At 68.0% G+C, this 24574-nt stretch carries 22 protein-coding genes; 12 read left to right on the top strand and 10 right to left on the bottom strand.

The features are described from left to right. Positions 1 to 157: 157 nt before the first annotated feature. The 4 genes from ACYVJH_RS08155 to ACYVJH_RS08140 all read left to right on the top strand — a co-directional run bounded on the left by ACYVJH_RS08155 (position 158) and on the right by ACYVJH_RS08140 (position 4039). The gene (locus ACYVJH_RS08155) at positions 158 to 2179 is read left to right on the top strand and encodes an acyltransferase family protein (protein ID WP_460454113.1); all 2022 of its coding nucleotides are present in this window, start codon (positions 158 to 160) and stop codon (positions 2177 to 2179) included. Between the two features lie 94 nt (positions 2180 to 2273). Then, positions 2274 to 3017, top strand: a complete 744-nt coding sequence (locus ACYVJH_RS08150; RefSeq protein WP_460454112.1) for a CoA transferase subunit A — start codon at positions 2274 to 2276, stop codon at positions 3015 to 3017. Further along, entirely contained in the window at positions 3017 to 3652 is a 636-nt protein-coding gene (locus tag ACYVJH_RS08145) for a CoA transferase subunit B (protein WP_460454111.1), read from the top strand. The genes ACYVJH_RS08150 and ACYVJH_RS08145 overlap by 1 nt, the downstream gene beginning before the upstream one ends. 6 nt (positions 3653 to 3658) lie before the next feature. Continuing rightward, positions 3659 to 4039, top strand: coding sequence for a GtrA family protein (locus ACYVJH_RS08140; RefSeq protein ID WP_460454110.1), 381 nt, complete (start codon positions 3659 to 3661; stop codon positions 4037 to 4039). A 66-nt stretch (positions 4040 to 4105) separates the two neighbouring features. Here the strand turns inward: ACYVJH_RS08140 and wecB are convergent, their stop codons facing one another. From wecB to ACYVJH_RS08125, 3 genes are read right to left on the bottom strand one after another with little or no spacing between them, the layout of a single operon-like run. Then, the gene (gene wecB, locus ACYVJH_RS08135; protein ID WP_460454109.1) at positions 4106 to 5230 is read right to left on the bottom strand and encodes a non-hydrolyzing UDP-N-acetylglucosamine 2-epimerase; all 1125 of its coding nucleotides are present in this window, start codon (positions 5228 to 5230) and stop codon (positions 4106 to 4108) included. Further along, complete coding sequence (locus ACYVJH_RS08130) at positions 5227 to 6165, bottom strand: electron transfer flavoprotein subunit alpha/FixB family protein (protein ID WP_460454108.1); 939 nt, start codon at positions 6163 to 6165, stop codon at positions 5227 to 5229. The genes wecB and ACYVJH_RS08130 overlap by 4 nt, the downstream gene beginning before the upstream one ends. A 12-nt stretch (positions 6166 to 6177) precedes the next feature. Beyond that, positions 6178 to 6924, bottom strand: a complete 747-nt coding sequence (locus ACYVJH_RS08125) for an electron transfer flavoprotein subunit beta/FixA family protein (RefSeq protein ID WP_460454107.1) — start codon at positions 6922 to 6924, stop codon at positions 6178 to 6180. 130 nt (positions 6925 to 7054) lie between these two features. On the opposite strand from ACYVJH_RS08125, the gene ACYVJH_RS08120 reads away from it, so the two are divergent. The 5 genes from ACYVJH_RS08120 (at position 7055) to ACYVJH_RS08100 (ending at position 14300) form a co-directional block, all read left to right on the top strand. After that, positions 7055 to 8836 (top strand): SLC13 family permease, encoded by a 1782-nt coding sequence (locus ACYVJH_RS08120; RefSeq protein ID WP_460454106.1) that lies wholly within the window; start codon positions 7055 to 7057, stop codon positions 8834 to 8836. A 54-nt stretch (positions 8837 to 8890) separates the two neighbouring features. Next, positions 8891 to 9802 carry a sulfate adenylyltransferase subunit CysD gene (cysD, locus tag ACYVJH_RS08115; protein WP_460454105.1) on the top strand — a complete coding sequence of 304 codons (912 nt, stop codon included), beginning with the start codon at positions 8891 to 8893 and terminating at the stop codon, positions 9800 to 9802. Further along, positions 9802 to 11691: a sulfate adenylyltransferase subunit CysN gene (cysN, locus tag ACYVJH_RS08110; protein WP_460454104.1), complete on the top strand. Its 1890-nt coding sequence runs from the start codon at positions 9802 to 9804 to the stop codon at positions 11689 to 11691. Before cysD ends, cysN begins: the two co-directional genes overlap by 1 nt. An 82-nt stretch (positions 11692 to 11773) precedes the next feature. Next, complete coding sequence (locus ACYVJH_RS08105) at positions 11774 to 12259, top strand: hypothetical protein (RefSeq protein ID WP_460454103.1); 486 nt, start codon at positions 11774 to 11776, stop codon at positions 12257 to 12259. A 37-nt stretch (positions 12260 to 12296) separates the two neighbouring features. Further along, the gene (locus ACYVJH_RS08100; protein WP_460454102.1) at positions 12297 to 14300 is read left to right on the top strand and encodes an acyltransferase family protein; all 2004 of its coding nucleotides are present in this window, start codon (positions 12297 to 12299) and stop codon (positions 14298 to 14300) included. A gap of 19 nt (positions 14301 to 14319) precedes the next feature. Here the strand turns inward: ACYVJH_RS08100 and ACYVJH_RS08095 are convergent, their stop codons facing one another. From ACYVJH_RS08095 to ACYVJH_RS08085, 3 genes are read right to left on the bottom strand one after another with little or no spacing between them, the layout of a single operon-like run. Beyond that, on the bottom strand, positions 14320 to 15312 hold the full coding sequence (locus tag ACYVJH_RS08095; protein ID WP_460454101.1) for a glycosyltransferase: 993 nt from the start codon (positions 15310 to 15312) through the stop codon (positions 14320 to 14322). After that, entirely contained in the window at positions 15312 to 16175 is an 864-nt protein-coding gene (locus ACYVJH_RS08090) for an ATP-grasp domain-containing protein (protein WP_460454100.1), read from the bottom strand. Before ACYVJH_RS08090 ends, ACYVJH_RS08095 begins: the two co-directional genes overlap by 1 nt. Further along, the gene (locus tag ACYVJH_RS08085) at positions 16172 to 17779 is read right to left on the bottom strand and encodes an electron transfer flavoprotein-ubiquinone oxidoreductase (RefSeq protein WP_460454099.1); all 1608 of its coding nucleotides are present in this window, start codon (positions 17777 to 17779) and stop codon (positions 16172 to 16174) included. The genes ACYVJH_RS08090 and ACYVJH_RS08085 overlap by 4 nt, the downstream gene beginning before the upstream one ends. 102 nt (positions 17780 to 17881) lie before the next feature. Between ACYVJH_RS08085 and ACYVJH_RS08080 the strand changes: the two genes are divergently transcribed. Next, positions 17882 to 19228, top strand: a complete 1347-nt coding sequence (locus ACYVJH_RS08080; RefSeq protein ID WP_460454098.1) for an amidase — start codon at positions 17882 to 17884, stop codon at positions 19226 to 19228. After that, entirely contained in the window at positions 19221 to 19811 is a 591-nt protein-coding gene (locus tag ACYVJH_RS08075) for an alpha-ketoglutarate-dependent dioxygenase AlkB family protein (protein WP_460454097.1), read from the top strand. Before ACYVJH_RS08080 ends, ACYVJH_RS08075 begins: the two co-directional genes overlap by 8 nt. On the opposite strand, the gene ACYVJH_RS08070 is transcribed toward ACYVJH_RS08075, so the two are convergent. The 4 genes from ACYVJH_RS08070 to ACYVJH_RS08055 are packed head-to-tail and all read right to left on the bottom strand — an operon-like array spanning position 19777 to position 23249. Continuing rightward, entirely contained in the window at positions 19777 to 20418 is a 642-nt protein-coding gene (locus ACYVJH_RS08070) for an ABC-type transport auxiliary lipoprotein family protein (protein WP_460454096.1), read from the bottom strand. The two genes, ACYVJH_RS08075 and ACYVJH_RS08070, sit on opposite strands and share 35 nt — an antisense overlap. Continuing rightward, entirely contained in the window at positions 20415 to 21341 is a 927-nt protein-coding gene (locus ACYVJH_RS08065; protein WP_460454095.1) for an MlaD family protein, read from the bottom strand. The genes ACYVJH_RS08070 and ACYVJH_RS08065 overlap by 4 nt, the downstream gene beginning before the upstream one ends. Position 21342: 1 nt before the next feature. After that, the gene (locus tag ACYVJH_RS08060; protein WP_460454094.1) at positions 21343 to 22143 is read right to left on the bottom strand and encodes an ABC transporter ATP-binding protein; all 801 of its coding nucleotides are present in this window, start codon (positions 22141 to 22143) and stop codon (positions 21343 to 21345) included. Further along, on the bottom strand, positions 22140 to 23249 hold the full coding sequence (locus tag ACYVJH_RS08055) for an MlaE family ABC transporter permease (RefSeq protein WP_460454093.1): 1110 nt from the start codon (positions 23247 to 23249) through the stop codon (positions 22140 to 22142). The genes ACYVJH_RS08060 and ACYVJH_RS08055 overlap by 4 nt, the downstream gene beginning before the upstream one ends. A gap of 62 nt (positions 23250 to 23311) precedes the next feature. Here ACYVJH_RS08055 and ACYVJH_RS08050 point away from each other — a divergent pair, with 62 nt between their 5' ends. Beyond that, positions 23312 to 24571 carry a threonine/serine exporter family protein gene (locus ACYVJH_RS08050; RefSeq protein WP_460454092.1) on the top strand — a complete coding sequence of 420 codons (1260 nt, stop codon included), beginning with the start codon at positions 23312 to 23314 and terminating at the stop codon, positions 24569 to 24571. The last annotated feature ends 3 nt before the right edge of the window (positions 24572 to 24574 follow it).

Below are 24574 nucleotides of genomic sequence, written 5' to 3'. Positions count from 1 at the left end.
CGGGGGTTGGCAATAATAGTTGTTTCAGCGGGTTAGGTCACTTTTACACAGCCTAGCCGCGTCCTGTCGCCTTGGCTGGTCCCTAAGGCCTTATCCAAATAAATATGACGGGCAATCGGTTCGCTGCGACCCGTGAAGCAGTGCCAGGAGAGGGCGATTGGAGTCAACTTCATTCAGGGACGATATTCAGGGCCTGCGCGGCTTGGCCGTTCTGCTTGTGGTCGCCTTCCACATCTGGCCGGCCTGGGTCCCGGGCGGCTACGTCGGGGTCGATGTTTTCTTTGTCATCTCCGGGTATCTGATCACAGGACTTCTTAAGCGCGAGATCGAACAGTCCGGAAAGATTCGATTGGGGCGCTTCTTCGGGAAGAGAGTCCGGCGCCTGCTTCCTGCCGCCACAGTTGTCCTTATGCTTACTGGGCTTGGAACACTATTGCTCCTGCCTGAATTCAGGTGGCGGGACATCGGTCATGACATCGCCGCAGCAGCGCTCTACTTCCACAACTGGCGGCTCGGTTGGCTGTCAATTGATTACCTTGCAGTAGACGAAGCGGCCGGACCACTCAGGCACTTCTGGTCCCTGTCGATAGAAGAGCAGTTTTACCTCGGGTGGCCGCCACTCCTGCTTCTACTGGCAGGAGTTACCAGGGGAAGGTCAACGCCGAGCTCAACGATTCTGGCGGCGTCAATCCTGGTGCTGCTCGCCTCCTTCCTGGCTTCCGTAAGACTGACGGCTGAAAGCCAGGAATTCGCCTATTTCGCAACACATGCCCGCGCGTGGGAGTTTGCACTGGGTGCAGCCTTGGCGGCCATTGGTGGTTCAGGTGGTCACATCAGATCGTCCTCAAGGTGGCTCGAGTTCTGCGGGTTTGCCGGGTTTTCGATGATTGTCGGCAGCGCTGTTTTCTATGATGCCGACACTTCCTTTCCCGGATACGCGGCAGTTGTTCCGACTATTGGCGCCGCACTGTGCTTGTGGTCAGGCGAGAGCAGGAATTCACGCGTGTACGTTTCTGTAATCAGCCTTCCTGTGCTCAATTGGCTAGGCAATATTTCCTATTCACTCTATCTGTGGCATTGGCCGCTGCTGGTCTTTGCATTGCATGTTTCAGGTGGCGAGCTCAGCACGCTGGCTGCCTTCCTGGTGGCATCGACGTCGCTGGTTGTCGGCTATCTTTCGATGCGATGGGTAGAGAATCCATTTCGGGAGAAGAGCTCCGTCAACGACAACGCGCAGTTCGGTGGCCGATTCAATTCCGTCTTGTTGTTGGTGTCCGGTACATCCCTGTCAGTTGCCGTCGCCTACAGCTTGATTGCACTCGCAGGGCGTTCCAGCATGCCTTTGCAGGTCGGCCCGCAGTCGTCCGTATATCCAGGAGCAGCAGCACTTTTCGGTGGGTTGGAAAAGGGTCCAGGTGTCAGCTACGTGCCTGAACTGAAAAGTGCGAGGCGAGACGTTCCGATCGTTTATGGGAACGGCTGCCACCAAGGACACGAAGAATCAGTCCCAAGGTCCTGCGTGGTCGAGAAGGGATCCGGCGAGGGTACGATCGTCCTGGCCGGAGACTCCCATGCCGCACACTGGATCCCCGCACTGCAAGGTGTTGGGGAAATATCCGGCATGGAAGTTGTCTCCTACACCAAGTCCGGCTGCGCCATCACCGCAAAGGATATTGACCTGAGGGGGCGCTCGTACGTCGAGTGCACGGAGTGGTCCCGACAGTTGCTGGAAACCCTGGTCAAGAGCAAGCCGGCGCTTGTGGTTCTTTCCCGCTATCGGGAGCCCCTGCTTTACGCTGCAGCCACGCGGGAAGAAAGCGACCTACTGGCAGTCGAGATGTATTCCGAACTTCTGAGGGAGATGCGCTTGGCTGGCCTGAGAGTTGTCGTCATTCGCGACACGCCAAAAATGACCAGGGACCCGTTGGAGTGCTTGGCGGAGGCCGGGTCATGTAGCGTGTCTCGAACCGAGGCCATGCAGGGAATGGACCCGCTGGCCATTGCGGCCGAGCGCGAAGCATCGGTCATAGACATGACGGACGCCATTTGCCTGCAGGATCGGTGCGACTACGTGGTTGGGAACATCCTGGTGTGGCGGGATACCCACCACCTGACCGCAACGTATTCCCGAACCACCGCTCCGATTCTGGCCCGTCGTCTCGGGCTCGATGCCCGGTAGCCTCCTGGGCCGAGCCCGCCATGCTTGCCCCAAAGTCCAGTGCGTTGTGGCTGGCCCTCAGGGTAAACTTCGACGCCTGCGCAAAGGAGTCCCCATGAGCCCGAAAAACGCTGATAAAAGTTCATCTTCATCGCCCGGTCGAAAGGTCTACCCGGATGTCGGCTCTGCCCTGCGCGACCTCGTCGCCGACAACCAGACCCTCGCCGTGGGCGGCTTCGGCCTCTGCGGCATTCCCGAAGCCCTGATCGCCGCATTGCGCGACTCGGGGGTCAAGGGCCTGACGGTCATTTCCAACAACGCCGGCGTCGACGGCTTCGGCCTCGGCCAGTTGCTGGCCACCCGCCAGATCAAAAGGATGATTTCGTCCTACGTGGGCGAGAACAAGGAGTTCGAGCGCCAGTTCCTGGCCGGCGAACTCGAGCTTGAATTCAACCCGCAGGGCACGCTGGCCGAACGCCTGCGCGCTGGCGGCGCCGGCATCCCGGCCTTCTTCACCGCCACCGGCTACGGCACCGTGGTGGCCGAAGGCAAGGAAACCCGCGAATTCGACGGCAAGCACTACGTGCTCGAAACCGCGCTCACCGCCGACGTGGCCCTGGTCAAGGCGTGGAAGGCCGACACGTCGGGCAACCTGGTTTTCCGCAAGACCGCGCGCAACTTCAACCCGGCCTGCGCCATGGCCGGCAAGGTTTGCGTGGCCGAGGTCGAGGAAATCGTCGAGATCGGCGACATCGACCCCGACCAGGTGCACCTGCCTGGCATCTACGTCGACCGCATCGTGCATAACACCACCCCGGAAAAGCGCATCGAACAGCGCACCGTGCGAGGAGCGAACTGATGGCCTGGACCCGCGATGAAATGGCGCAGCGCGCCGCCGCCGAACTCAGCGACGGCGCCTACGTGAACCTGGGCATCGGCCTGCCGACCCTGGTGGCCAACCACATTCCCGAGGGCATGGACGTCTGGCTGCAGTCCGAGAACGGCCTGCTGGGCATCGGCCCGTTCCCGACCGAAGACGAAGTGGATGCCGACCTGATCAACGCCGGCAAGCAGACGGTCACCGCCCGCGCCGGCGCCAGCTACTTCGGCAGCCACGACAGCTTCGCTATGATCCGCGGCGGCCACATCGACCTGGCGATCCTGGGCGCGATGGAAGTCACCGACCAGGGCGACCTGGCCAACTGGATGGTGCCGGGCAAGATGGTCAAGGGCATGGGCGGCGCCATGGACCTGGTGGCCGGCGTCAAACGCGTGGTGGTGCTGATGGAACACTGCACCAAGACCGGCGAGCCGAAGATCCTGCCCCAGTGCACGCTGCCATTGACCGGCGTTGGCGTGGTGGACCGCATCATCACCGACCTGGCCGTCATGGATGTCACCGCCGATGGCCTGGTGCTGGTGGAAAGCGCCCCGGGCGTGACCGAGGACGAGCTGCGCAGCAAGACCGGCGTCGGCTTCCGCGCGGCGGCCTGAGCCACGATGATCCGCCAGGTCGTCGGCTTCGGCCTGGTCGGCGGCCTGCAGCTGGGGCTGGACTGGGCCTGCTTCGTGGCCCTGACGGCGCTGGGCGTCGCGGTGCCGCCGGCCAACCTGGCCGGCCGGGTCGCGGGCGCCGGCCTGGGGTTCTGGGCCAATGGCCGATTCACCTTCGCAGGGCCCGATGAGCCGCCCCGGCTCGGGCGCCGGCGGCTGCTGCGCTTCGTCCTGTTCTGGCTGGCCACGACGGCCCTGAGCACGCTGGCCGTGACGGCCCTGGACCAGCAGCACAGCCTGCACGCCGCCTGGCTGGGGAAGCCGCTGGTGGACGCCGTGCTGGCGATCCTGGGCTTCGTGGTTTCCAGGGCCTGGATCTACCGGTGATTGCCCGGGGGGCCTTCGGCGCCCCGTCCGCGCACCGGCCCGGCGCCGGGCGCATCGGGGTGGCGGTCAGCTCCCCGCGATGATGTCGGCGATACGGCGGGCGGCTTCGCCGTCGCCGTACGGATTGTGCGCACGCGACATCACGGCATACGCCTCGGCGTCGTCAAGCAGGCGTGCGGCTTCGCCGACGATGCGGTCGCGGTCGGTGCCAACCAGGCGCACGGTTCCGGCCTCGACGGCCTCGGGGCGTTCGGTGGTGTCACGCATCACCAGCACCGGTTTGCCCAGCGACGGGGCTTCTTCCTGGATGCCGCCCGAGTCGGTGAGGATCAGGTGCGCGCGCGACATCAGGAAGACGAAGGGCAGGTAGTCCTGCGGTTCGATCAGGTGCACGTTGCCGACCTCGCCCAGGATCCGGTTCACCGGCTCCTGCACGCGCGGGTTCAGGTGCACCGGGTAAACCACCTGGGTATCACCGCGTTCGGCCAGGTCGCGGATGGCCAGGCACATCTGCTCGAAGCCGTCGCCGAAGTTCTCGCGGCGGTGGCCGGTGACCAGCACCAGGCGCTTGCCGGGGTCCAGGAACGGGAACCGGGTCGCCAGCTCGCCCGCCAGCGACGCATCGGCTTCGAAGCGCGCGACCACCGACAGCAGCGCGTCAATGACGGTATTGCCGGTGACGTGGATGGACTGCGCAGGCAGGCCTTCGGCCAGCAGGTTGTCGCGCGAACGCGGCGTCGGCGCGAAGTGCAGCGAGGAAAGCGGCGCGGTCAGGCGGCGATTGGCCTCTTCCGGCCACGGCGCCTGCAGGTCGCCGGTGCGCAGGCCGGCCTCGACGTGCCCCACCGGCACCTTGGCGTAGAACGCCGCCATCGCCGTGGCCAGCGTGGTCGAGGTGTCGCCGTGCACCAGCACCAGGTCGGGGCGGCGGGCTTCGAGCACGCCGGTCATGCCGGTCAGGATGCGGCCGAACAGGTCCGGAAGCGCCTGGCCCGGCGCCATCACGTCGAGGTCGTCGTCGGGCTTCAGGTCGAACAGCTCGAGGACCTGGTCAAGCATCTGCCGGTGCTGGGCGGTGACTGCCACCAGGGTGTCGATGTCGGACCTGGCCTTCAGGGCCGACACCACCGGCGCCATCTTGATGGCCTCCGGACGCGTGCCGAAGACCACCATCACGCGCTTGTTGCTCAAAGCGCCTTCTCCAGCTCCGGCACGATCTGGAACAGGTCGCCGACCAGGCCGATGTCGGCGATCTCGAAGATCGGCGCTTCCGGATCCTTGTTGATCGCGACGATCGTGCCCGCGTCCTTGATGCCGGTCAGGTGCTGGATGGCACCCGAGATGCCAATGGCGACGTACAGGTCGGGCGCGATGATCTTGCCGGTCTGGCCGACCTGCAGTTCATTGGGCACGTAGCCGGCGTCCACCGCGGCGCGCGAGGCACCGACGGCAGCGCCCATCTTGTCGGCCAGCGAGTAGATGATCTTGAACGCGTCCGGCGAACCCATGGCGCGGCCACCGGAAATCACCTTGTTGGCGCCCTGCAGGTCAGGGCGGTCGGACTTGCCCTGCTTGAGTTCGACGAAGCGGGTGTGGTCGGGCAGGGTGGCGTCGACGCTGGTGGCTTCGACGCCGGCACTGCCGCCTTCGCCGGCCTGCGGCCAGGACGCGGTGCGCACGGTGGCCACCACGGCCATCGAGGACGGCGCCTCGACGGTGATTATGGCGTTGCCGGCGTAGATCGGCCGCTTGAACACGTGCGAGGACTCCACCGCCATGATGTCCGACACCTGGGCCACGCCCAGCAGGGCCGCGACGCAGGGCATCAGGTCCTTGCCGAAGGTGGTGGAGGGGCCGAATACGTGCGAATAACCCTCGGCCAGCTTCGCGACCTGCGGGGCCAGCACCTGGGCGATGGGGTGGGCGTTGGCGGCGTTGGCGACCGCGAGCACCTTGGCGACGCCGTCGATCTTCGCCGCTTCGGCGGCGACGGCGTCGGGCGCGTCCGACAGCACGGCCACGTGGATCTCCGCGCCATCGATGGCCTGGGCGCAGCTGACGCAGCGCGCGGTCGAGGCGTTGAGCTTGCCGTCGAGGTGTTCGGCAACAATCAGGATCTTGCTCATGTCTGGGTCTCCTTAGGCCAGGCCCTTGGCCTTGAGGGCCGAGACCAGCTCGGCGACGTCCTTCACCATCACGCCCTTGCTGCGCTTGGGCGGCGGGGCATACGAGGTGGTCTTGAGGTGGTTGCCGTCCTCGACGCCGAGATCGGCGAAGGGGATGGTTTCCATCGGCTTGGACTTGGCCTTCATGATGTCGGGCAGTTTGATGAACCGCGGCTCGTTCAGGCGCAGGTCGGTGGTGATCACCGCCGGCAGCTGCACTTCCAGGGTTTCCAGGCCGGCATCGACCTCGCGCATCACCACGGCGGTGCTTTCGGTGGCGTCGACCTTGCCGGCGAAGGTGGCCTGGGGGCGGCCCCACAGGGTGGCCAGCATCTGGCCGGTCTGGTTGGCGTCGTCGTCGATGGCCTGCTTGCCCAGCAGCACGATCTGCGGCTGTTCCTTCTCGACCAGCTTGAGCAGGGCGCGGGCCGCGGTGAGCGGCTGCACCGGCTGGTCGGTGACCACGTGGATGGCGCGGTTGGCGCCCATGGCCAGGCCGTTGCGCAGGTGCGCCTGGCAGTCGGCGGGACCCAGGGTGACCACGACCACTTCGGTCGCGATGCCCTTGTCGCGCAGGCGCAGGGCCTCTTCGAGGGCGATGTCGTCGAAGGGGTTGGCGGAGAGCTTCACGCCGTCCGTGACCACGCCCGAGCCGTCGGGCTTGACCTGGATGCGGACGTTGTAGTCCACCACCCGCTTGTAACCGACCAGAATCTTCATAAACGATGCGCTCCGTTCCGGTGGGCGCCCGTGGGGGGACGCCAGCAAGTAGAATCGACAATTCTACCTTGGCCGCTGGTGCCGGGGGTGTGCACGGGCCCCCGGGGCCAGGAAAGGAGCGGTAGTCCGTATGGTGGAAGGCTTGGGCTGGCAGGCATGGCTGACGGTTGGCGTGGTTTTCGCCACCCTGAGCCTGCTGTGGTGGGGCCGCCTGGGCCCGGACAAGGTGCTTGCGGGCGCCGCGGCGGCGCTCATGCTTTCGGGCGTGCTGGGCCCGGCCGAGGCCCTGGCGGGCTTCTGGAACCCGGGCGTGCTGACGGTGGCGGTGCTGTTCGTGCTGGTGGCGGCCCTGCGCAGCACCGGCGCCATCCACTGGATCGGCCGCGGCGTGCTCGGCCCCCCGCGCGGTGAATGGCGGGCGCGGCTGCGGCTGTCGGGCCTGGCCGGCGTGCTCAGCGCCTTCGTGAACAACACCCCGATCGTGGCCACCCTGACTTCGGCGGTCGAACACTGGAGCCGGGCCAGCGGCGTGGCTCCGTCCAAGCTGCTGCTGCCGATGAACTACGCCACCATCATGGGCGGCATGTGCACGCTGCTGGGCACCAGCACCAACCTGATCGTCGCCGGCCTGGTGGTGGCGCACGGCCTGCCGGCCATGGGCATGTTCGACCCGTTCCCGGTCGCGTTCCCGGTGCTGCTGGCCGGCCTGCTGTACCTGGCGGTGGCCAGCCGCTGGCTGCTGCCGGTCCGGCGGTCGGCTTTCGACCAGGCTGCGCAGGACGCCAGGGAATACGCCGTCGAGATGCTGGTCACCGAAGGTGGCGGCCTGGCCGGCAAGACCGTGGCGTCCGCCGGGCTTCGCCACCTCAAGGGCAGCTTCCTGGTCGAGCTCTCACGTGAACGCGACCTGCTGTCGGCGGTGGGACCTACCACCGTGCTGCGTTCGGGCGACCGCCTGATCTTCGTCGGCGGTACCGACGCCGTGCGCGAACTGCGGCGCATTCCCGGCCTTCGCCCGGCCACCGACCAGTGGTTCAAGCTCGATACGGTCAGCGGCAAGCGCCACCTGGCCGAGCTGGTGTTGTCGCGGTTTTCGCCGGCGGTGGGCCACACCCTGCGCGACTCGGCCTTCCGCGACCGCTACGGCGCCGTGGTGATCGCGGTCAACCGCCACGGCCAGCGCCTGCACCAGAAGCCGGGCGACGTGGTGCTCCAGGCCGGTGACACCCTGCTGGTCGAGACCGAGCCGGATTTCACGGCCCGTTTCGCCACCTCCTCGGACTTCCTGATGGTGACCCTGCTCGACGGCGAACGGCCGGTCGACCGTCGCCGCGCGCTGATGACCCTGGGCATCCTGGGCGCGATGGTGCTCGCGAACGTGCTTTTCGGCGTGCCGATCCTGTGGTCGGCCGTCGGTGCCGCACTGGCCGTGGTGCTGGCGCGCTGCGTGGACCTCAAGGAGCTTTGGCGCAGCCTGGACCTGCGCCTGCTGGTGGTGATCGCCTGCTCGTTCGCTCTGGGCGCCGCGGTGGACCGCACCGGCGTGGCCGCCGCCGTGGCTTCGGGCCTGGGTGGCCTGGCCTCGGCCGATCCCTTCACCAGCCTGGTGCTGGTGTACGTGATGGCGGTGGTGTTCACCGAACTGCTGACCAATAATGCCGCGGCGATCCTGGTCTTTCCGATCGCCATGGGCGTCGCCCAGCAGTTGGGCGTGAGTCCGATGCCCTTTGTGATCGCCCTGATGATAGGCGCCTCGGCGGGTTTCATGACGCCAATCGGCTATCAGACGAACCTGATGGTGTATGGCCCCGGCGGCTACCATTTTGGTGACTACGTGCGCCTGGGTGCGCCGCTTTCGGCCGTGGTCGGGCTCGTGTCCCTGTGGCTGATACCGAAGTTTTTCCCGTTCTAGACCCTGCTTGCGACTGTCTATACTTCCCCCTTACGCCAGAAAATGCCCCCAAACATGATTCCTGCCGACCGACTGTCCCACCTCGACCGCCTAGAGGCCGAGTCCATACACATCCTGCGCGAGGTGGCGGCCGAGTTCCGAAACCCGGTGATGATGTATTCGGTGGGCAAGGACAGCTCGGTGTTGCTGCACCTGCTGGTGAAGGCCTTCGCGCCGGCGCGCCCGCCGATCCCGCTGCTGCACGTGGATACCGGATGGAAGTTCCGCGAAATGATCGCCTTCCGCGACCGTCGCGCCGCCGAAACCGGCGTGCAGCTGCACACGCACACCAATCCCGAAGGCAAGGCACAGGGCGTCGGCCCGGTCACCCACGGCGCCACCGTGCATACCGACGTGATGAAGACCCAGGCGCTCAAGCAGGCGCTGGACCAGTGGGCGTTCGATGCGGCCATCGGCGGCGCCCGTCGCGACGAGGAAAAGTCCCGCGCCAAGGAACGCGTTTTCTCCTTCCGCAGCGCCCAACACCGCTGGGACCCCAAGAGCCAGCGCCCCGAGCTGTGGGACCTGTACAACGCCCGCATCCACAAGGGCGAGAGCGTGCGCGTGTTTCCGATCTCGAACTGGACCGAGCTCGACGTCTGGCTCTACATCTTCCGCGAGAACATCCCGGTGCCTTCGCTGTATTTCGCCGCCGAACGCCCGGTGGTCGAACGCGACGGCGCCCTGATCATGGTGGACGACGATCGTTTGCCGCTGCGGGAAGGCGAAACGCCGATGATGCGCAAGGTGCGCTTCCGCACCCTGGGCTGTTACCCGCTGACCGGCGCCATCGAATCCGAGGCCGATACGCTCGAGGCGATCATCGCCGAGATGCTGGTCTCGACCACCTCCGAACGCCAGGGCCGCATGATCGACCACGACCCCTCGGCGTCGATGGAAAAGAAGAAACAAGAGGGTTATTTCTGATGGCCGGCTCCGACCACGCCGCGGCGGTCGCCGCCTACCTGCACCAGCACGAAACCAAGGGCCTGCTGCGCTTCATTACCTGCGGCAGCGTCGACGATGGCAAGTCCACGCTCATCGGGCGCCTGCTGCACGATACCAAGCGCCTGTTCGACGACCAGGTCGCGGCGCTGGAAGCCGACAGCCGCCGCCACGGCACCCAGGGCGACGGCATCGATTTCGCACTGCTGGTGGACGGCCTGTCGGCCGAACGCGAGCAGGGCATCACCATCGACGTGGCCTACCGCTTCTTCGACACCGAACGACGCAAGTTCATCGTCGCCGACTGCCCGGGCCACGAGCAGTACACCCGCAACATGGCTACCGGCGCCTCCACGGCCGACCTGGCGGTGGTGCTGGTGGACGCGCGCAAGGGCCTGCTCACGCAGACCCGCCGGCACAGCTACATCGTTTCGCTGCTGGGCATCCGCCACGTGCTGCTGGCGGTGAACAAGATGGATCTCGTGGACTACGACCAGTCGGTATTCGACGAGATCGTCGAAGGCTATGCCGACCTGGCCAAGCAGCTCGACATCCCGCACGTGCAGGCGATCCCGCTGTCGGCGCTGAAGGGCGACAACATGACCGGCGCGTCGGCGGCGATGCCCTGGTACACCGGCCCCAGCCTGCTTGAACACCTGGAAACCGTGGACGCGCGCCGCGACGGCAGCGAGGTCGGTTTCCGGCTGCCGGTGCAGTGGGTGTGCCGGCCGAACCAGGATTTCCGCGGTTTCGCCGGCAATATCGCCGCGGGCGAAGTGCGCCCGGGTGACGCCGTCGTGGTGCTGCCGTCGGGCCGCCGCTCGAGCGTGGCCCGCATCGTCACCGCCGACGGCGACCTGCCGGTGGCCGGCGCCGGGCAGGCGATCACCCTGGCCCTGGCCGACGAAGTGGACGTCAGCCGCGGCGACGTCATCGCTTCGGCCGACCAGGCCCCTCAGGTGGCCGACCAGTTCGCCGCCCACCTGCTGTGGATGGGCGACGCCCCGCTGCTGCCGGGCCGCCCCTACTGGCTGAAGATCGGGTCGCGCACCGTCAGCGCCCAGGTCACCGAAATCAAGCACAAGGTGGACGTGAACACCCAGGCGCAGCTGGCGGCGAAGTCGCTGGAGCTCAACGAGGTCGCCTACTGCAACCTGGGCCTGGACCAGGCCATTCCGTTCGAGGCCTATCGCGACAACCGCGCGCTGGGCGGCTTCATCCTGGTGGACCGACAGAACAATGCGACGGTGGCCGCGGGAACCCTGGATTTCGCCCTGCGCCGGGCCGCCAACATCCATTGGCAGCCGCTGGAGGTCGACAAGACCGCGCGTGCCGCGGTCAAGGGCCAGGTGCCGCGTTGCCTGTGGTTCACCGGCCTGTCGGGCGCGGGCAAGTCAACGGTCGCCAACCTGGTCGAAAAACAACTTCTGGCCCAGGGTTACCACACGTATTTGCTCGACGGCGACAACGTGCGCCACGGCCTGAACAAGGACCTGGGCTTCACCGACGAGGACCGCGTCGAGAACATCCGCCGCGTTGCCGAAGTCGCCCGCCTGATGACCGATGCCGGACTGATCGTGCTGGTGAGCTTCATCTCGCCGTTCCGGGCCGAACGGCGGATGGCGCGCGAGATGTTCGCCGACGGTGAGTTCCTCGAGGTGTTCGTGGACACGCCCCTCGACGTTGCGGAGAAGCGCGACGTGAAGGGCCTTTACGCGAAGGCGCGCGCGGGCAAGATCAAGAATTTCACCGGCATCGATTCGCCCTACGAAACCCCCGAGTCCCCTGAGATCCACCTGCGGACCACGGAGGCGGACCCCGGCGAAATGGCCACCCGCATCGTCGAGACGCTGTTGCGCCAGCGCGCCTGAACTCGGGCCGGGACGCTCAGCCCCGGCTCAGCAGGCCCTGCAATACTCCCGACTCCCCAGAATCCTCCCCCGGAGCCACCCCATGAAAAAGCTGCTTGTTTCCCTCCTGGCCGTCGCGGCCCTTTCCGCCTGCGGCGAACAGGAAGCGCCCGCGACCCAGACGCCCGAACCGCAGGCGCGCGAAGCCGCACCGCAGCAGCCCGCGGGCCCGCGCGGACGCAAGATCCCGCAGGCCCTTCCCGAAGGCGTGGTGCTGGGCTTCCCGCACCATTTCCGCGGGCAGCAGGTCGCGGTGACCGACAGCGGCCGCACCGAGCGCCGCATGACCGTGGAGTTCCTGTCGGGTGATGTCGACGCCACCGCCCAGGCGCTGCGCGAGAGCATGATCAGCGCCGGCTTCCGGGCCAGCGGCGAGCGCCGCTTCGACGATGGCCGCGTGCGCCTGGTGTTCGGCAAGAAGGGGTTTGGCCGGGTCACGGCCATGGTGGCGCCCATCGGTGGACGCAAGCTGCGAAACCCGGATGCCCGCGGCACGGTGTACATGATCTGGCCGGAGCCGTCGGCCTGACACGCGACGCAATGCGACCAGGCCAGGGGAGGGGGCAGTGAGCACCAGCAGTGTCGGCGAGGGCTATCGGCCCGATATCGACGGACTGCGGGCGCTCGCGGTCCTGAGCGTGGTCGCCTACCACATCGACGCCGCCTGGCTTCCGGGCGGCTACGTCGGGGTGGACATCTTTTTCGTGATCTCGGGCTACCTGATCACTCGCAACATCTGGGGGGAGATGCTGGCGGGTCGGTTCTCGCTCGGCCAGTTCTACCTGCGCCGGATCCGACGGATCGCGCCCGCTTTCCTGGTGATGGCCGCCGTGACCGTGCTGGCTGGCTCTCTGTTGCTGCTGCCCCAGGACCTTGACCGGCTTTCCAGGTCCGCCCTGTGGGGCGTGTTCTCGGCGGCGAACGTCTTCTACTGGTTGCACCTGGACACGGGTTATTTCGCCGAGAGCTCCAGCCAGGAACCCCTGCTGCACACCTGGTCGCTTGGCGTCGAGGAGCAGTTCTACTTCCTCTGGCCCGCGCTGCTGCTGGTGCTTCTGCGCGCTCCGCGCCGGCAGGCGATGGTGCTGGCGGCGGCCGCGCTGGTTTGCGTGGTGTCATTCGCCGCGGCGGAATGGTGGGCGATCAATTCGCCCAAGTTCGCCTACTACATGCTCCCGGCCCGGGCCGGCGAGCTCATGGTGGGCGCGCTGCTGGCGCTGTCGTGGCGGGACCGACGCCCCGTCGCCGGCGGTTGGAAGCCCGAAACCATGGCCGTGGCGGGTCTCGCCCTGGTCGCCTATGCCCTGTTCGCCTTGAATGACGAGTCCAGGTTCCCGGGCATCAACGCGGTTTACCCCTGCCTTGGTGCGGCGCTGCTGATGCTTGCCGGCCAGGGCGGTTCGCGCCTGGTGCGTCTCTTGTTCACCTCGCGGCCCGTGGTCGCCATCGGGCTGGTGTCGTATTCGCTTTACCTGTGGCACTGGCCGATCCTGGCTTACGCCCGTTATTTCCTCGGTGAAATCACTTCCGCGCAGGCGATCGTGGCGGTCGCCGCCATGGCCGTGCTCTCGGTACTGAGCTATCGCTTCGTGGAGCAGCCGGCGCGACGGTGGCGGGCAGCCCCGATGAAGCAGGCGATCGGTCTTTACGGCGTGCCCAGCGCGCTGCTGGCCGGCGTGGCGATCTGGATCATTTCAACCCAGGGCCTCAAGTCCACCATCGAGGACACGACCCGGTTCAGCGAGGCCATGGCGAAGCTGGAGGAATACACCGCGCCTGCCGGTGGCGATCCCGGGGTCTGCCAGCTTTCTCGGCACGACCCGGAGGTTCTCGACCAGGCGCGGTGCGTGCTCGGGGCCGAGGACCTTCGCCGTCGTGGCGAGCAGCCGCAGGTGCTGCTATGGGGCGACTCGAACGCCGCGCACTACGTCGGCGCCCTTTACGTGGTCGCCTACCGCAACGGCTTCCTGTTCCGAAACGCCACCCATTCGTCCTGCCCACCGGTCTTCGGCGGCGACTACGGATTGGGTCGGTTCCGGGAGGGCTGCAACCAGTTCCGCCCGCTGGTGGAAGAGGCGCTGCGTGGCGGCCAGTACCGCACGGTCGTGATGGCGTCCGCCTGGGACAACCACTTCCGCCTGCCCGGTTTCGAGGCGGATTTCGAGCGCACCATCGATGAGCTGGCGGATGCCGGCATCCGCGTTGTCCTGCTGGGGCAGATTCCCAGGATCGCCAACTACGGCCGGCAGTGCGACGTGCGTGCCGCGCGAATCGGGGGCCTGGACTGCCGGACCCGCAACAGCATCCCCGACCGGGGCGAAACCGGCGTCAACAAGCGACTCGCCCGAATGGCTGCGGCCCGCGACGGCGTCGAGTTTCTCGGACTGCATGGCGTGATCTGCCGCCAGGGCCGCTGCGATCCCTATCTCCGGGATCGCCCCGTCTACTACGACGCGGGGCACCTGAGCATGTCCGGATCGGAAGTCATCGGCCGGATCATCGATGACGGGCCGCTGCGCAAGAAATGGCTGCAGGCGATCTCGCCTCCCGGCGTCGGCGAGCGCCCCTGACTCGCAGGGAAGGCGGGACCTAGGCCCGGCGCGCCCTCGACGCCAGGGCCCGGTGCACCGCCCGCCGCGGTACCGACGCCACGTCGTAGCTGACGAAGGCCAGCAGGAACTGCAGGCCGCTGATCACCGCCACCGTGCTGATCATGATCGTGCCCACCGGCGTGGCGACGCCTTCCTGGGCCGAGTTCCACCAGTGAAGGCCGCCGAAGACGGCGCCGAAGCCCAGCAGGCCGATCGCCGCCAGCAGCTCGATCGAACCCACCGACATGTCGCGGAAGAAGTAGTTGTAGAAGATCCGGCGCAGGGCATTGCCCAGGTGGCGCAGCGGGAATTCGAACAGCGCCCGCGCCGGGCTGAGGTGGCTGGTCTGGTCGCCGTAGCGCGCGGCCATGGGCACGTCCACCACGCGGGCCCGCTGCAGGTTCAGGTGGAACAGCAGGTCGGATTCGAAGAAATAGCGTTGGCCGATCCTGTCCATGGGCAGCCGCGCCGCCAGGTCGGCGTGGATGGCGGTGTAGCCGTTGGTGGGGTCGAAGATGTCCCAGTAACCGGTGCTGGCCTTGGCCAGGAAGCTCAGGCCGAGGTTGCCGATGCGGCGCGCCAGCGGCATCTCGCGCACGCGGTCGAGGTCCCAGAAGCGGTTGCCCTTGCTGTAGTCGGCTTCGCCGGCAAGGATCGGGGCAACGAAGGCCAGCAGCAGGGCCGGGTCCATCTGGCCGTCGCCGTCGATCTTGACGATCACGCGGGCGCCATCGGCGATCGCCCGGCGGTATCCGGTCAGGGTGGCGGCCCCGACGCCCTGGTTGTGGTCGTGGCGCAGGACCACCACGCGCGGGTCCCGGTTGCCGGCTTCGATGTGGTCGCCGCTGCCGTCCGGGCAGGCGTCGTCCACGCAGTAGATGCGCCCGACCTCCGGGCCGATCGCGGCCAGCAGGGGCAGCACATGGCGGGTGACCCGGTAACACGGCACCACCACCGCGATGTTGGCGGGCGGGGGCGGCGTACCGGCCATCAGGCCCCGCCCAGCCGGCGTGCCAGCGCCTGGGCGAAACGCGCGGCGCTGCCTTCGCCGTAGGGCAGGAACACCGAGGGCTCGGTGAGCTCGAGCTCCAGCAACTGCGGGCCGGTGGGCGAGGGCAGCAGGTCGACGCGGGCGTACACCAGCGTTTCGAAAGGCAGGCTGGCCAGCACGGCGGCGGCCAGCGCGTGTTCGGCATCGGAGGGATCGCGCGCCTGGATGTGTTCTTCCTTGAACAGCGCCCGCGTCGGGCCCTCGCCTCGGCGCAGCAGCGGCGCCTTGCGGATGGCGTGGCTGAACTGGCCTTCGAAGAACAGCAGGGCGGTTTCGCCGTGTTCGTCCACGGCATGCAGGTAGGGCTGCACCAGCACGTGCCGGCCGGCATCGAGCAGGCGGCGGACATGGGCGATGGCGGCCTCGCGTTCGCTGCGCTGGTAACGCTGGGCATCGCGCGAACCGGCGCCGACGGTGGGCTTGACCACGAACTCCTCGAGGTCGGGCAGGGAGGCCGGGTCGTCGCCTGGCGCCAGGAAGTGGCTTTGAATCACCGGCAGGCCGCGCGCGGCCAGGTCGCCCAGGTAACGTTTGTCGGTGTTCCAGCGCACGACTTCGGGCGGGTTCCACAGGCGCGACAGCGAATGCACACGATCGCACCAGGCCAGGAATTCCGGCAGCCGGTCCATGTAGTCCCAGGTCGAACGCAGCAGCACGGCGTCGAAGCGCGCCCAGCTGACGGTCGGGTCGTCCCAGGCCAGCACCTGCGCGTCGATGCCCGCGGCCAGGCAGGCCGCGTGCAGCGGCTCCAGGTCGCCGTCCAGGTCGCAGGCGGCGATGGCGGTGGCGAGGGCGAGCTTCACAGGTTCTGGTAGTTCGGCCCGGCGCCGCCTTCCGGCGTCACCCAGTTGATGATCTGGTACGGGTCCTTGATGTCGCAGGTCTTGCAGTGCACGCAGTTGGCCGCGTTGATCTGCAGGCGCTTGCCCTTGTCGTCCTCGACGATTTCATACACCCCGGCCGGGCAGAAACGCTGGCAGGGGTTGCCGTATTCCTCGGCGCAGCGGCTGATGCAGACGTCGGGGTCGGTGATCTGCAGGTGCACCGGCTGGTCTTCGTCGTGTTCGGTGGCGGCGAAATAGACGCCGGCCAGGCGGTCGCGCGGGGCGAGGGTCCGATCGACGTAGTCACGCAGGGGCTTTTCGGCCTCGTCGAGTTTCTGCAGCGAACTCCAGTCCGGGCGGCAGCGCCAGGTCCAGGGCGACAGGCCGGCGGTGGCGGTTTCCCAGGCCGAATTGAGCAGGCCGAACCACAGGCCCTTCTTGAAGCCGGGCTTGATGTTGCGGACCTTGCGCAGCTCGGCCATGACCGGCGACGCGCGCAGCCTGGCGTCGAAGCCAGCCGGCGCCGGGGCCTCCTGGCCAGCCAGGTGTTCGGCCGCCAGCATGCCGCTGCGGATCGCCTGGTGGGTGCCCTTGACCTTGGGTACGTTGAGCAGGCCCGCGGTGTCGCCGATGAGCAGGGCGCCGGGCATCTCGACCTTGGGCAGGGACTGCCAGCCGCCGGTGACGATGGCGCGGGCGCCGGCGCTGAGGATTTCACCGCCCTCGAGCAGCGGCTTGACCATCGGATGGTGCTTGAACTGCTGGAAGGCTTCGTAGGGCTTGTAGTCGGGGTCGCGGTAGTCGAGGCCCGAAACGTAGCCGATGGCCACGCGGTCCTTGTCCAGGTGGTAGATGAAGCTGCCGCCGTAGGTCTTGCTGTCCGCCGGCCAGCCGAAGCTGTGGAAGATCTTGCCCGGCTGCGCACGGCCCGCGGGCAGCTGCCAGAGTTCCTTGATGCCGATCGAGTAGTTCTGTGGGTCCGATTCCGCGTCCAGGCCGAACTTGCGGATGAGCTGCTTGGTCAGGTGGCCGCGCGCACCCTCGGCCAGCACGGTCACTTTCGCCCTGATGTCGATGCCCTGGGTGTAGCCGGCCTTGTGCGAGCCGTCCTTGGCCACGCCCATGTCGCCGATGCGCACGCCGCACACGGCGCCGGCCTCGTCGAACAGGGGTTCGGCCGCGGCGAAGCCCGGGTAGATCTCGACGCCCAGGGCCTCGGCCTGCGGCGCCAGCCAGGCGCACATGGCCCCCAGCGAGACGATGAAGTTGCCGTGGTTGGACATGCCCGGCGGGATGACCGGGAACTTGCTGCCGCCGGTCTTGGTGAGGTACCAGAACTCGTCGTCCGTGGCCGGCACGCAGACCGGCGGCGGGTTGTCGCGCCAGCCGGGCAGCAGGTCGTCGAGCGGGCCGGGCTCGATGACCGCGCCGGACAGGATGTGGGCACCGATGGTCGAGGATTTTTCGATGACGCAGACCGACAGCTCCGGTTTGAGCTGCTTGAGCCGGATCGCGAACGACAGGCCGGCCGGGCCCGCGCCCACCGCCACCACGTCGTATTCCATCACGTCACGCTCACTCATCCGGGTAGTCTCCATACGCTCATGGCTGGATTGTCCCGGTTTGCCGACGGGCGGGCAATCAAGGACACTGCGGGGCCAGTCAAGCCACGGAAACATGCGCGCATGACCGCCAGCCCCGACGACCTGCGCCAGGCCCCGCTGTATCGCGTCCTGCACGCCCTGGCCCGCGGCGAAACCACCAGCGAGGCGCTGACCGGCGCCTGCCTGGCGGCGATCGCGCGCGACGGCCACCTCAATGCCTGGACCTGGGTTGATTCCGCCGGGGCCATCGCCGCGGCCCGCGCCAGCGACGACCGCCGCGCCGAGGGCAAACCCCTGGGTCGCCTGGACGGCGTGCCGATCGCGATCACCGATGCCTTCGACATCGCCGGCATGCCCACCGGCCTGGGCCTGCCCGGGCATCCGGGCCTGGCCGCCGAGGACGCCCAGGTGGTGCGCCGGCTGCGTGGCGCCGGCGCCGTGTTCCTGGGCAAGACCAATCTCGACGAGGCCGCCTTCGGCACCGTCGGCCGCAACCCGCATTTCGGCGACGTGCGCAATCCGCGCCTGCCCGATCGCGCCGCCGGCGGCGCCTCGGGCGGTTCGGCTGCAGCACTGGCCGCCGGCCACGCGGTGGTGGCGCTGGGCGTTGATACCCTGGGCGCCACCCGCATCCCGGCCGCGTTCTGCGGCCTGGTCGGGCACAAGCCGACCCTGGGCGAACTCAGCGTCCGCGGCATGGCGTCGGCGCTGCGCCGGCTCGACTGCCCCGGCCTGCTGACGCGCGCGGTCCAGGACGTGGGCCTGGTGCTGCCGGTGCTGGCGGGCTACGACGCCGGCGACCCGCGCTCGCGCAAGCGCCGCGTGCCGCTGGCGCCGCCGGACTGGGTGCCGGGCGAGCTCAAGGCCGGCGTGGTCACGGACCTTTCGGCCATGGGTGCCGATGCCAGGGTGGTGGAGAACTTCAGCGCCCTGATGGCGAAGGTGGCACCCGTGTTCGGCAGCGCGCTGCCGGTGGCGCTGGAAGTGGCGCCGCTGGACGTCGCCGAAACCCGGCGCGCGGCCCTGCTGCTGATGGAGGCGGAGATCCTGGCTGCGCATGAGTCGCGCCTGGGCGGGGCGTCCGACCGGCTCAAGGGCCTGCTGGCGTTTGCCCAACGAAAGTCGGCCGCCGACGCGGCGCGCGCACACCGTCGTCTCGACGGCCACATCGTCAAGGTGCGGCGTTTGTTCGAACAATTCGACGTGCTGTTGCTGCCGACGGTCTCGACCGCGCCGCCCGCCTGGGGCGCGGCGGAGCCAGCGCACCTGGCCGACCTGACCGCCCTGGCCTCGCTGGCCGGCTGCCCCGCGCTCAGCCTGCCGCTACCCGACGGCCTGGGCCTGCAGCTGGTCGGTGCACCCGGCAGCGACCTGCGCCTGCTCGAGCTCGGCGGCGTCCTGGCTTCCGTCGCGGACACCGGTGAATAGCCGCGCAGGCACCGTTCCCGAAACGACGTTTCTCCCCGACTGGCTGCCGGCCGAAGAAGCGGATGAGCTGCTGGCCGCGTTGTTGCGCGACGTACCGTGGGAAGTGCACCGGATCCGGATGTTCGGGCGCTGGGTGGACTCGCCGCGGCTGAGCTGCTGGATCGGCGATCCGCACACGGGTTACGTGTATTCGGGTGCGCGCTTCGAGCCGCGGCCCTGGCCGCCGGCGCTGCAGGCCTTGCGGGCGAGGGTGGACGCCGCGGCCGGCGTGGCGATGAACAGCGTGCTGGCCAACCTCTACCGCGACGGGCGTGATGCCATGGGCTGGCACAGCGACGACGAGCCCGAACTGGGTCCGCGGCCGGTGATCGCCTCCTTGAGCCTGGGCGGCAGCCGTCGCTTCGTCTTCAAGCACCGGCGCGACCCGGCCCGCAAGTTTGAACTGCCGCTCGGACACGGCAGCCTGCTGCTGATGACCGGCGACTGCCAGGCCGACTGGAAACACGCGCTGCCGCGTACCACGCGGCCGGTTCCGGCGCGCATCAACCTTACTTTTCGCCGGATCCTTCCGCGCCCTCGCTGAGCGCGCGTTCGCCCTCGACCAGCGACCAGCCGACGATGTCGGCATTGATGCTGGCCATCGCCTCGCCGAAGGCCGCGACCACCGGCTCGATGCCGGCGCCGGCCGGCGCGACTTCGGTGCGGAAGCGGCGCGCGGCGACCAGGCCACCGTCGGCCCGGAACTTCACCAGCCGGGCCTGGATCTCCACCACCACGCGCGGCTGGCCGTCCACGTAGACGGTCTCGAAGCTGCGCAGGTCGGTGAACAGCCCGAAGTCACCGCGCCCGCCGCCCCAGCGGCTGACGGCTTCGATCCTGCCGGAGTCCTCGAATGCCTCGACCAGCGCGAGCTGCACCAACTCCGGCGCGGTGTCGGCCCAGCGTGCACCCTTGTAGGTCTGCAGCCGGTCCGGTGATGGCCGAACGGCGATGCGCTGGGAATCGAGCAGGGCGTGGGTGTCGGGTGCGCCGACGGTCAGCTGCCAGTCCACCGCGGGCCAGTCCGGGTCGGCCTGGATGCGGGTCTGCGGCGAATAGATGCTGACGTCGGTCTTGGGGCCGCCGATCGCAGTGCAGCCGGCCAGCAGTACCAGCGCGGCGATCGGGGCGAAACGCAGGGAAGCGATCATGGTTCGAACTCCTCGGGTTCTTCGCGGCCCAGCAGGTAGCCGGCCGGATTGTTCTCGAGCTTGTTGGCCAGGTCGTCAATTTCGCGGATCAGGCCGCGCAGCTGGCGCATGGTCGGGCCGACCTGGCCCAGGCCGTCCTGGCTGAATTCGGCCCAGGAGTCGCGGTTCTCGTTGAGGATGCCGTTGGCGTTCTTGCTGGCCGATTCAAGCTGGCTGAGCGTGGCGTCGAGTTTGTCCACCAGGCCGGGAAGTTCCTGCACCAGGCCCTTGTCGAGGTTGTTGATGGTGCGGTCGGCGCTGGCCAGGGTGGCGTCGAGCTTTTCGCTGGCGGCGCGGGCGTTGCGGATGAGCGCCGAGATTTCCTCGCGCTCGGCGGCGATCGAGCCGGTCACCTGGTCGAGCTGGTCCAGCGTGCGGGTGATGCGTTCGACGTTGGCGTCGCTGAGCAGGCGGTTGATGCGCTCGACGATTTCGTTGGCGGTGGCGGCGATGTTCTGCAGGGCCGAAGGCTCGGTCTGGATCACCGGCACCTCGTTGCCCCGGCTGCCTCCCTCGAGGCGCGGTGCGCCCGGGCTGCCGCCGCTGAGCTGGATCACCGCCACGCCGGTCAGGCCGGTCATGGTGAGCTTGGCGCGGGTGTCGGTGCGCACCGGGGTGTCGGCCGACAGGCGCACGCGGGCGACGACCTTGCGCGGGTCGTCCTTCATGAGCGACAGCGCGCGGACTTCACCGACGCTGATGCCCGAATAAAGCACCTGGCTGCCGGTGCTCAGGCCGGTGACGGCCTCCTGGAAGACGACGTCGTATTCGGCATAGGCCTTCTCGGTCGTGTACTTGGCCATCCACAGTGCGAACAGCACCGCGAACAGGCACACGCCGAGCGTGAAGGCGCCGATGAGTACGTGGTTGGCGCGGGTTTCCATCTCAAGCCTCCTTGGCCAGGGCGGCCTGCGCAGCGCGTCCGCGCGGGCCGTGGAAATATTCCTGCACCCACGGGTGGTCGAATTTTTCGACCTCGGCCAGTGGGGCATTCACCAGGACACGCTTGTCGGCCAGTACGGCGACCCGGTCGCAGATGGCGTAGAGGGTGTCGAGGTCGTGGGTGATGAGGAAGACGGTAAGGCCCAGCGCATGCTGCAGGGTCTTGATGAGTTCGTCGAAGGCCGCGGCACCGATCGGGTCGAGGCCGGCCGTGGGTTCGTCCAGGAACAGCAGCGCCGGATCCAGCGCCAGGGCGCGGGCCAGCGCCGCGCGCTTGCGCATGCCGCCGGAAAGCTGGGACGGCAGCTTGGCGCCGGCGTCCTCGCCCAGGCCGGACATGCGGATCTTGAGCATGGCCAGGTCGTGGATCATGTCCTCGGGCAGCTCGGCGTAGTGCTCCTTCAGCGGCACCGAGACGTTTTCGGCCACCGACAGCGACGAGAACAGGGCGCCGTTCTGGTAGAGCACGCCGGTGTTGCGTTCGATCAGGCCGGACTCGCGGGCACGGTCGGACAGCGCGTCCACGCCCAGCACCTCGATCTGGCCGGCCTGCGGCGGGCGCAGGCCCAGGATGGCACGCATGAGCACCGACTTGCCGGTGCCCGAGCCGCCGACCACGCCGATGATCTCGCCGCGTTTCACGTCCAGGTCGAGGTCGTCGTGCACCACCTGTTCGCCAAAGCTGTTGCGCAGGCCGCGCACGCGGATGGCCGGGGCCGAGGTGTCGATGTTTTCGTCGATCACCAGTTCATCTCCATGAAGAACATGGCCGCGAAGGCGTCGAGCAGGATGACCAGCGAGATCGTCTGCACCACCGAGGAGGTCGTTCGTTCGCCGACCGACTCGGCCGTGCCCTGCACCTGGAATCCCTCCAGGCAGCCGATCAATGCAATGACCATCGCGAAGATGGGCGCCTTGGACACACCCACCCAGAAGTGGCGAAGTTCCATGGTGTCCTGGAGGCGCTGCATGAACATGTCCGGGCTCATGCCCAGGCTGGCCACGCTGACCGCCATGCCGCCGGCCATGCCCGAGACCATGGCCAGGAAGGTCAGCAGCGGCAGCATCACCAGCAGCGCGGTGAGCCGCGGCAGCACCAGCAGTTCGATCGGGTCCAGGCCCAGGGTGCGGATGGCGTCGATTTCCTCGCCGCTTTGCATGGCGCCTATCTGGGCGGTGAAGGCGCTGGCGGTGCGACCGGCCAGCAGGATGGCGGTGAGCAGGACCCCGAACTCGCGCAGGAAGGCGATGCCGACCAGTTCGACCACGAAGATCTCGGCGCCGAAGTCACGAAGCACCGTGGCGCCCAGGAAGGCGATGACCGCGCCGACCATGAAACTCAGCAGCAGCACCAGGGGCACGGCGTCGAGGCCGACCTGTTCCATGTGGTGCACGGTGGACGTCAGCCGGAAGCGTGCGGGGCGCAGGATGACGCCCAGGCCGGTCTTGAGCGTCAGGCCCAGGAAACCCACCAGGGCCAGCACTTCGCGCGTGTAGTCGTCGACCGCGAAGCCCATGCGCGCCAGCATCTGCTGGACGCCATAACCCTGGCGCTTCTCCCGCGGCGGGTTCTCGCAGATCGAACGAACGGTTTCGGTCAGCGGCTGGTGCATCGCCTTGACCTCGACCGTGGCCAGGCCCAGGCCCACCTTCACCGCGTAGCGCGAGAGCATCATCGCGCCGGCCGAATCCATGCGGCCGATGTCGCGGCCGTCGATGTCGGCGGCCGATTCGGGCGCCTTGTCGATCAGTGCCAGCATTTCCCCGGCATGCGCCAGGGTCCAGTCGCCGCGGGCGATCAGGATGCCTGGATGGCGTTCGCTGGTTTCAATGCGGGGACCTTGGCTCATCAACTCGTGCGGGCGCGCGGGGAGGGTCTCAGGATAGCCGAAACATGCCATGCTTCCCTGCCATGAACGCCCCGGTCCTCACCAGCCAGGCCCAATACGAGGCCCAGGCCGATTTCGTGGCCGAACTGGCCATGCGCCTGCACGTCTACGGCACCACGGCGCAGCGCCTGGAAGCCGCCGTCGAGGGCGTGGCCAACCGGCTGGGCCTGGACCTGGAGATCTGGTCCAACCCGACCGGCATGATCCTGAGTTTCGCCGACCCGGTGCGTGGCCAGCAGAACGGCATCACGCGCGTGATCCGGCTCGACCCGGGCGAGCAGAACCTGGCCAAGCTGGCGGCCACGGACGCGATCACCGAAGACGTGCTGGGCGACCGCCACGACCTGGCTGCGGGCGTCGCGGCACTGCGGGCCCTGGACCGTCCCGAACCGGCCAGCGCCCAGGTGCTGGCGGCGCTCAGCTTCGGCCTTTCGGCCGGCGCCGTGGCGGCGCTGCTGGGCGCGGCCCTGCCGGGCGTACTGACGGCCGGCGTGATCGGGCTGGTGATGGGCGCCATGGCGGTGCTGGCCAAGGGCCGCCCGCGCCTGAACGAGGCCCTGGAGGCCATCGCGGCGCTGGTGGCGACCCTGCTGGCGGCGGTGGTGGCGACCTTCATCGAACCGATCGCCTTCAAGACCGTCATCGTCGCTTCGCTGATCGTGCTGATGCCGGGCCTGATGCTCACCAACGCCGTCAGCGAACTGTCGGCCCAGCACCTGGTGTCGGGCACGGCGCGTTTCGCCGGGGCGCTGATGATCCTGCTCAAGCTGACCTTCGGCACCGTGGCCGGCATGCAGGTGGTGCAGGTGCTGGGCTGGCTGCCGCAGGACGCCTTGCCGGTGCCGCTGTCGGCCACCGGCGAACTGGCTTCGCTGGCGGTGGCGGCCTTCGCGTTCGCCGTGCTGTTCCAGGCGGCCCGGCGCGACTACCCGCTGGTCATGGCCTCGGTGTTCCTGGGCTACGGCCTGACCCGCCTGGGCGGCGAAGTGCTGGGCCTGGCCTCGGAAAACTTCGCCGGCGGGGCCTTTTTCGCCGGCATGGGCGTGGCCGCGATCAGCAATGCTTACGGCCGCTGGCGCAACCGGCCCGGCGCCCTGATCCGGGTGCCGGGCATCATCCTGCTGGTACCGGGCAGCATGGGATTCCGCAGCCTGAACTTCGTCATGGAACGCGACGTGTTTCTGGGCCTGGATACCACCTTCGCGGTGCTTTCGGCGCTGGTTGCGCTGGTCGCCGGCCTGCTGTTCGGCAACCTGCTGGTGCCGTCGCGCCGGAATATCTGAATC

The organism is Arenimonas aestuarii (genome assembly GCF_054781715.1).
The sequence above is the reverse complement of the archived record's forward strand: the minus strand, read 5'-3'. Positions and strand labels throughout refer to the sequence as shown.

Bases quoted from the DNA above. Each gene is read 5' to 3' on its own strand.
- ACYVJH_RS08150 (WP_460454112.1), top strand. From the start codon at position 2,274: ATGAGCCCGAAAAACGCTGATAAAAGTTCATCTTCATCGCCCGGTCGA.
- ACYVJH_RS08145 (WP_460454111.1), top strand. From the start codon at position 3,017: ATGGCCTGGACCCGCGATGAAATGGCGCAGCGCGCCGCCGCCGAACTC.
- ACYVJH_RS08140 (WP_460454110.1), top strand. From the start codon at position 3,659: ATGATCCGCCAGGTCGTCGGCTTCGGCCTGGTCGGCGGCCTGCAGCTG.
- ACYVJH_RS08130 (WP_460454108.1), bottom strand. From the start codon at position 6,165: ATGAGCAAGATCCTGATTGTTGCCGAACACCTCGACGGCAAGCTCAAC.
- ACYVJH_RS08125 (WP_460454107.1), bottom strand. From the start codon at position 6,924: ATGAAGATTCTGGTCGGTTACAAGCGGGTGGTGGACTACAACGTCCGC.
- ACYVJH_RS08120 (WP_460454106.1), top strand. From the start codon at position 7,055: ATGGTGGAAGGCTTGGGCTGGCAGGCATGGCTGACGGTTGGCGTGGTT.
- cysD (WP_460454105.1), top strand. From the start codon at position 8,891: ATGATTCCTGCCGACCGACTGTCCCACCTCGACCGCCTAGAGGCCGAG.
- cysN (WP_460454104.1), top strand. From the start codon at position 9,802: ATGGCCGGCTCCGACCACGCCGCGGCGGTCGCCGCCTACCTGCACCAG.
- ACYVJH_RS08105 (WP_460454103.1), top strand. From the start codon at position 11,774: ATGAAAAAGCTGCTTGTTTCCCTCCTGGCCGTCGCGGCCCTTTCCGCC.
- ACYVJH_RS08095 (WP_460454101.1), bottom strand. From the start codon at position 15,312: ATGGCCGGTACGCCGCCCCCGCCCGCCAACATCGCGGTGGTGGTGCCG.
- ACYVJH_RS08085 (WP_460454099.1), bottom strand. From the start codon at position 17,779: ATGAGTGAGCGTGACGTGATGGAATACGACGTGGTGGCGGTGGGCGCG.
- ACYVJH_RS08080 (WP_460454098.1), top strand. From the start codon at position 17,882: ATGACCGCCAGCCCCGACGACCTGCGCCAGGCCCCGCTGTATCGCGTC.
- ACYVJH_RS08070 (WP_460454096.1), bottom strand. From the start codon at position 20,418: ATGATCGCTTCCCTGCGTTTCGCCCCGATCGCCGCGCTGGTACTGCTG.
- ACYVJH_RS08065 (WP_460454095.1), bottom strand. From the start codon at position 21,341: ATGGAAACCCGCGCCAACCACGTACTCATCGGCGCCTTCACGCTCGGC.
- ACYVJH_RS08055 (WP_460454093.1), bottom strand. From the start codon at position 23,249: ATGAGCCAAGGTCCCCGCATTGAAACCAGCGAACGCCATCCAGGCATC.
- ACYVJH_RS08050 (WP_460454092.1), top strand. From the start codon at position 23,312: ATGAACGCCCCGGTCCTCACCAGCCAGGCCCAATACGAGGCCCAGGCC.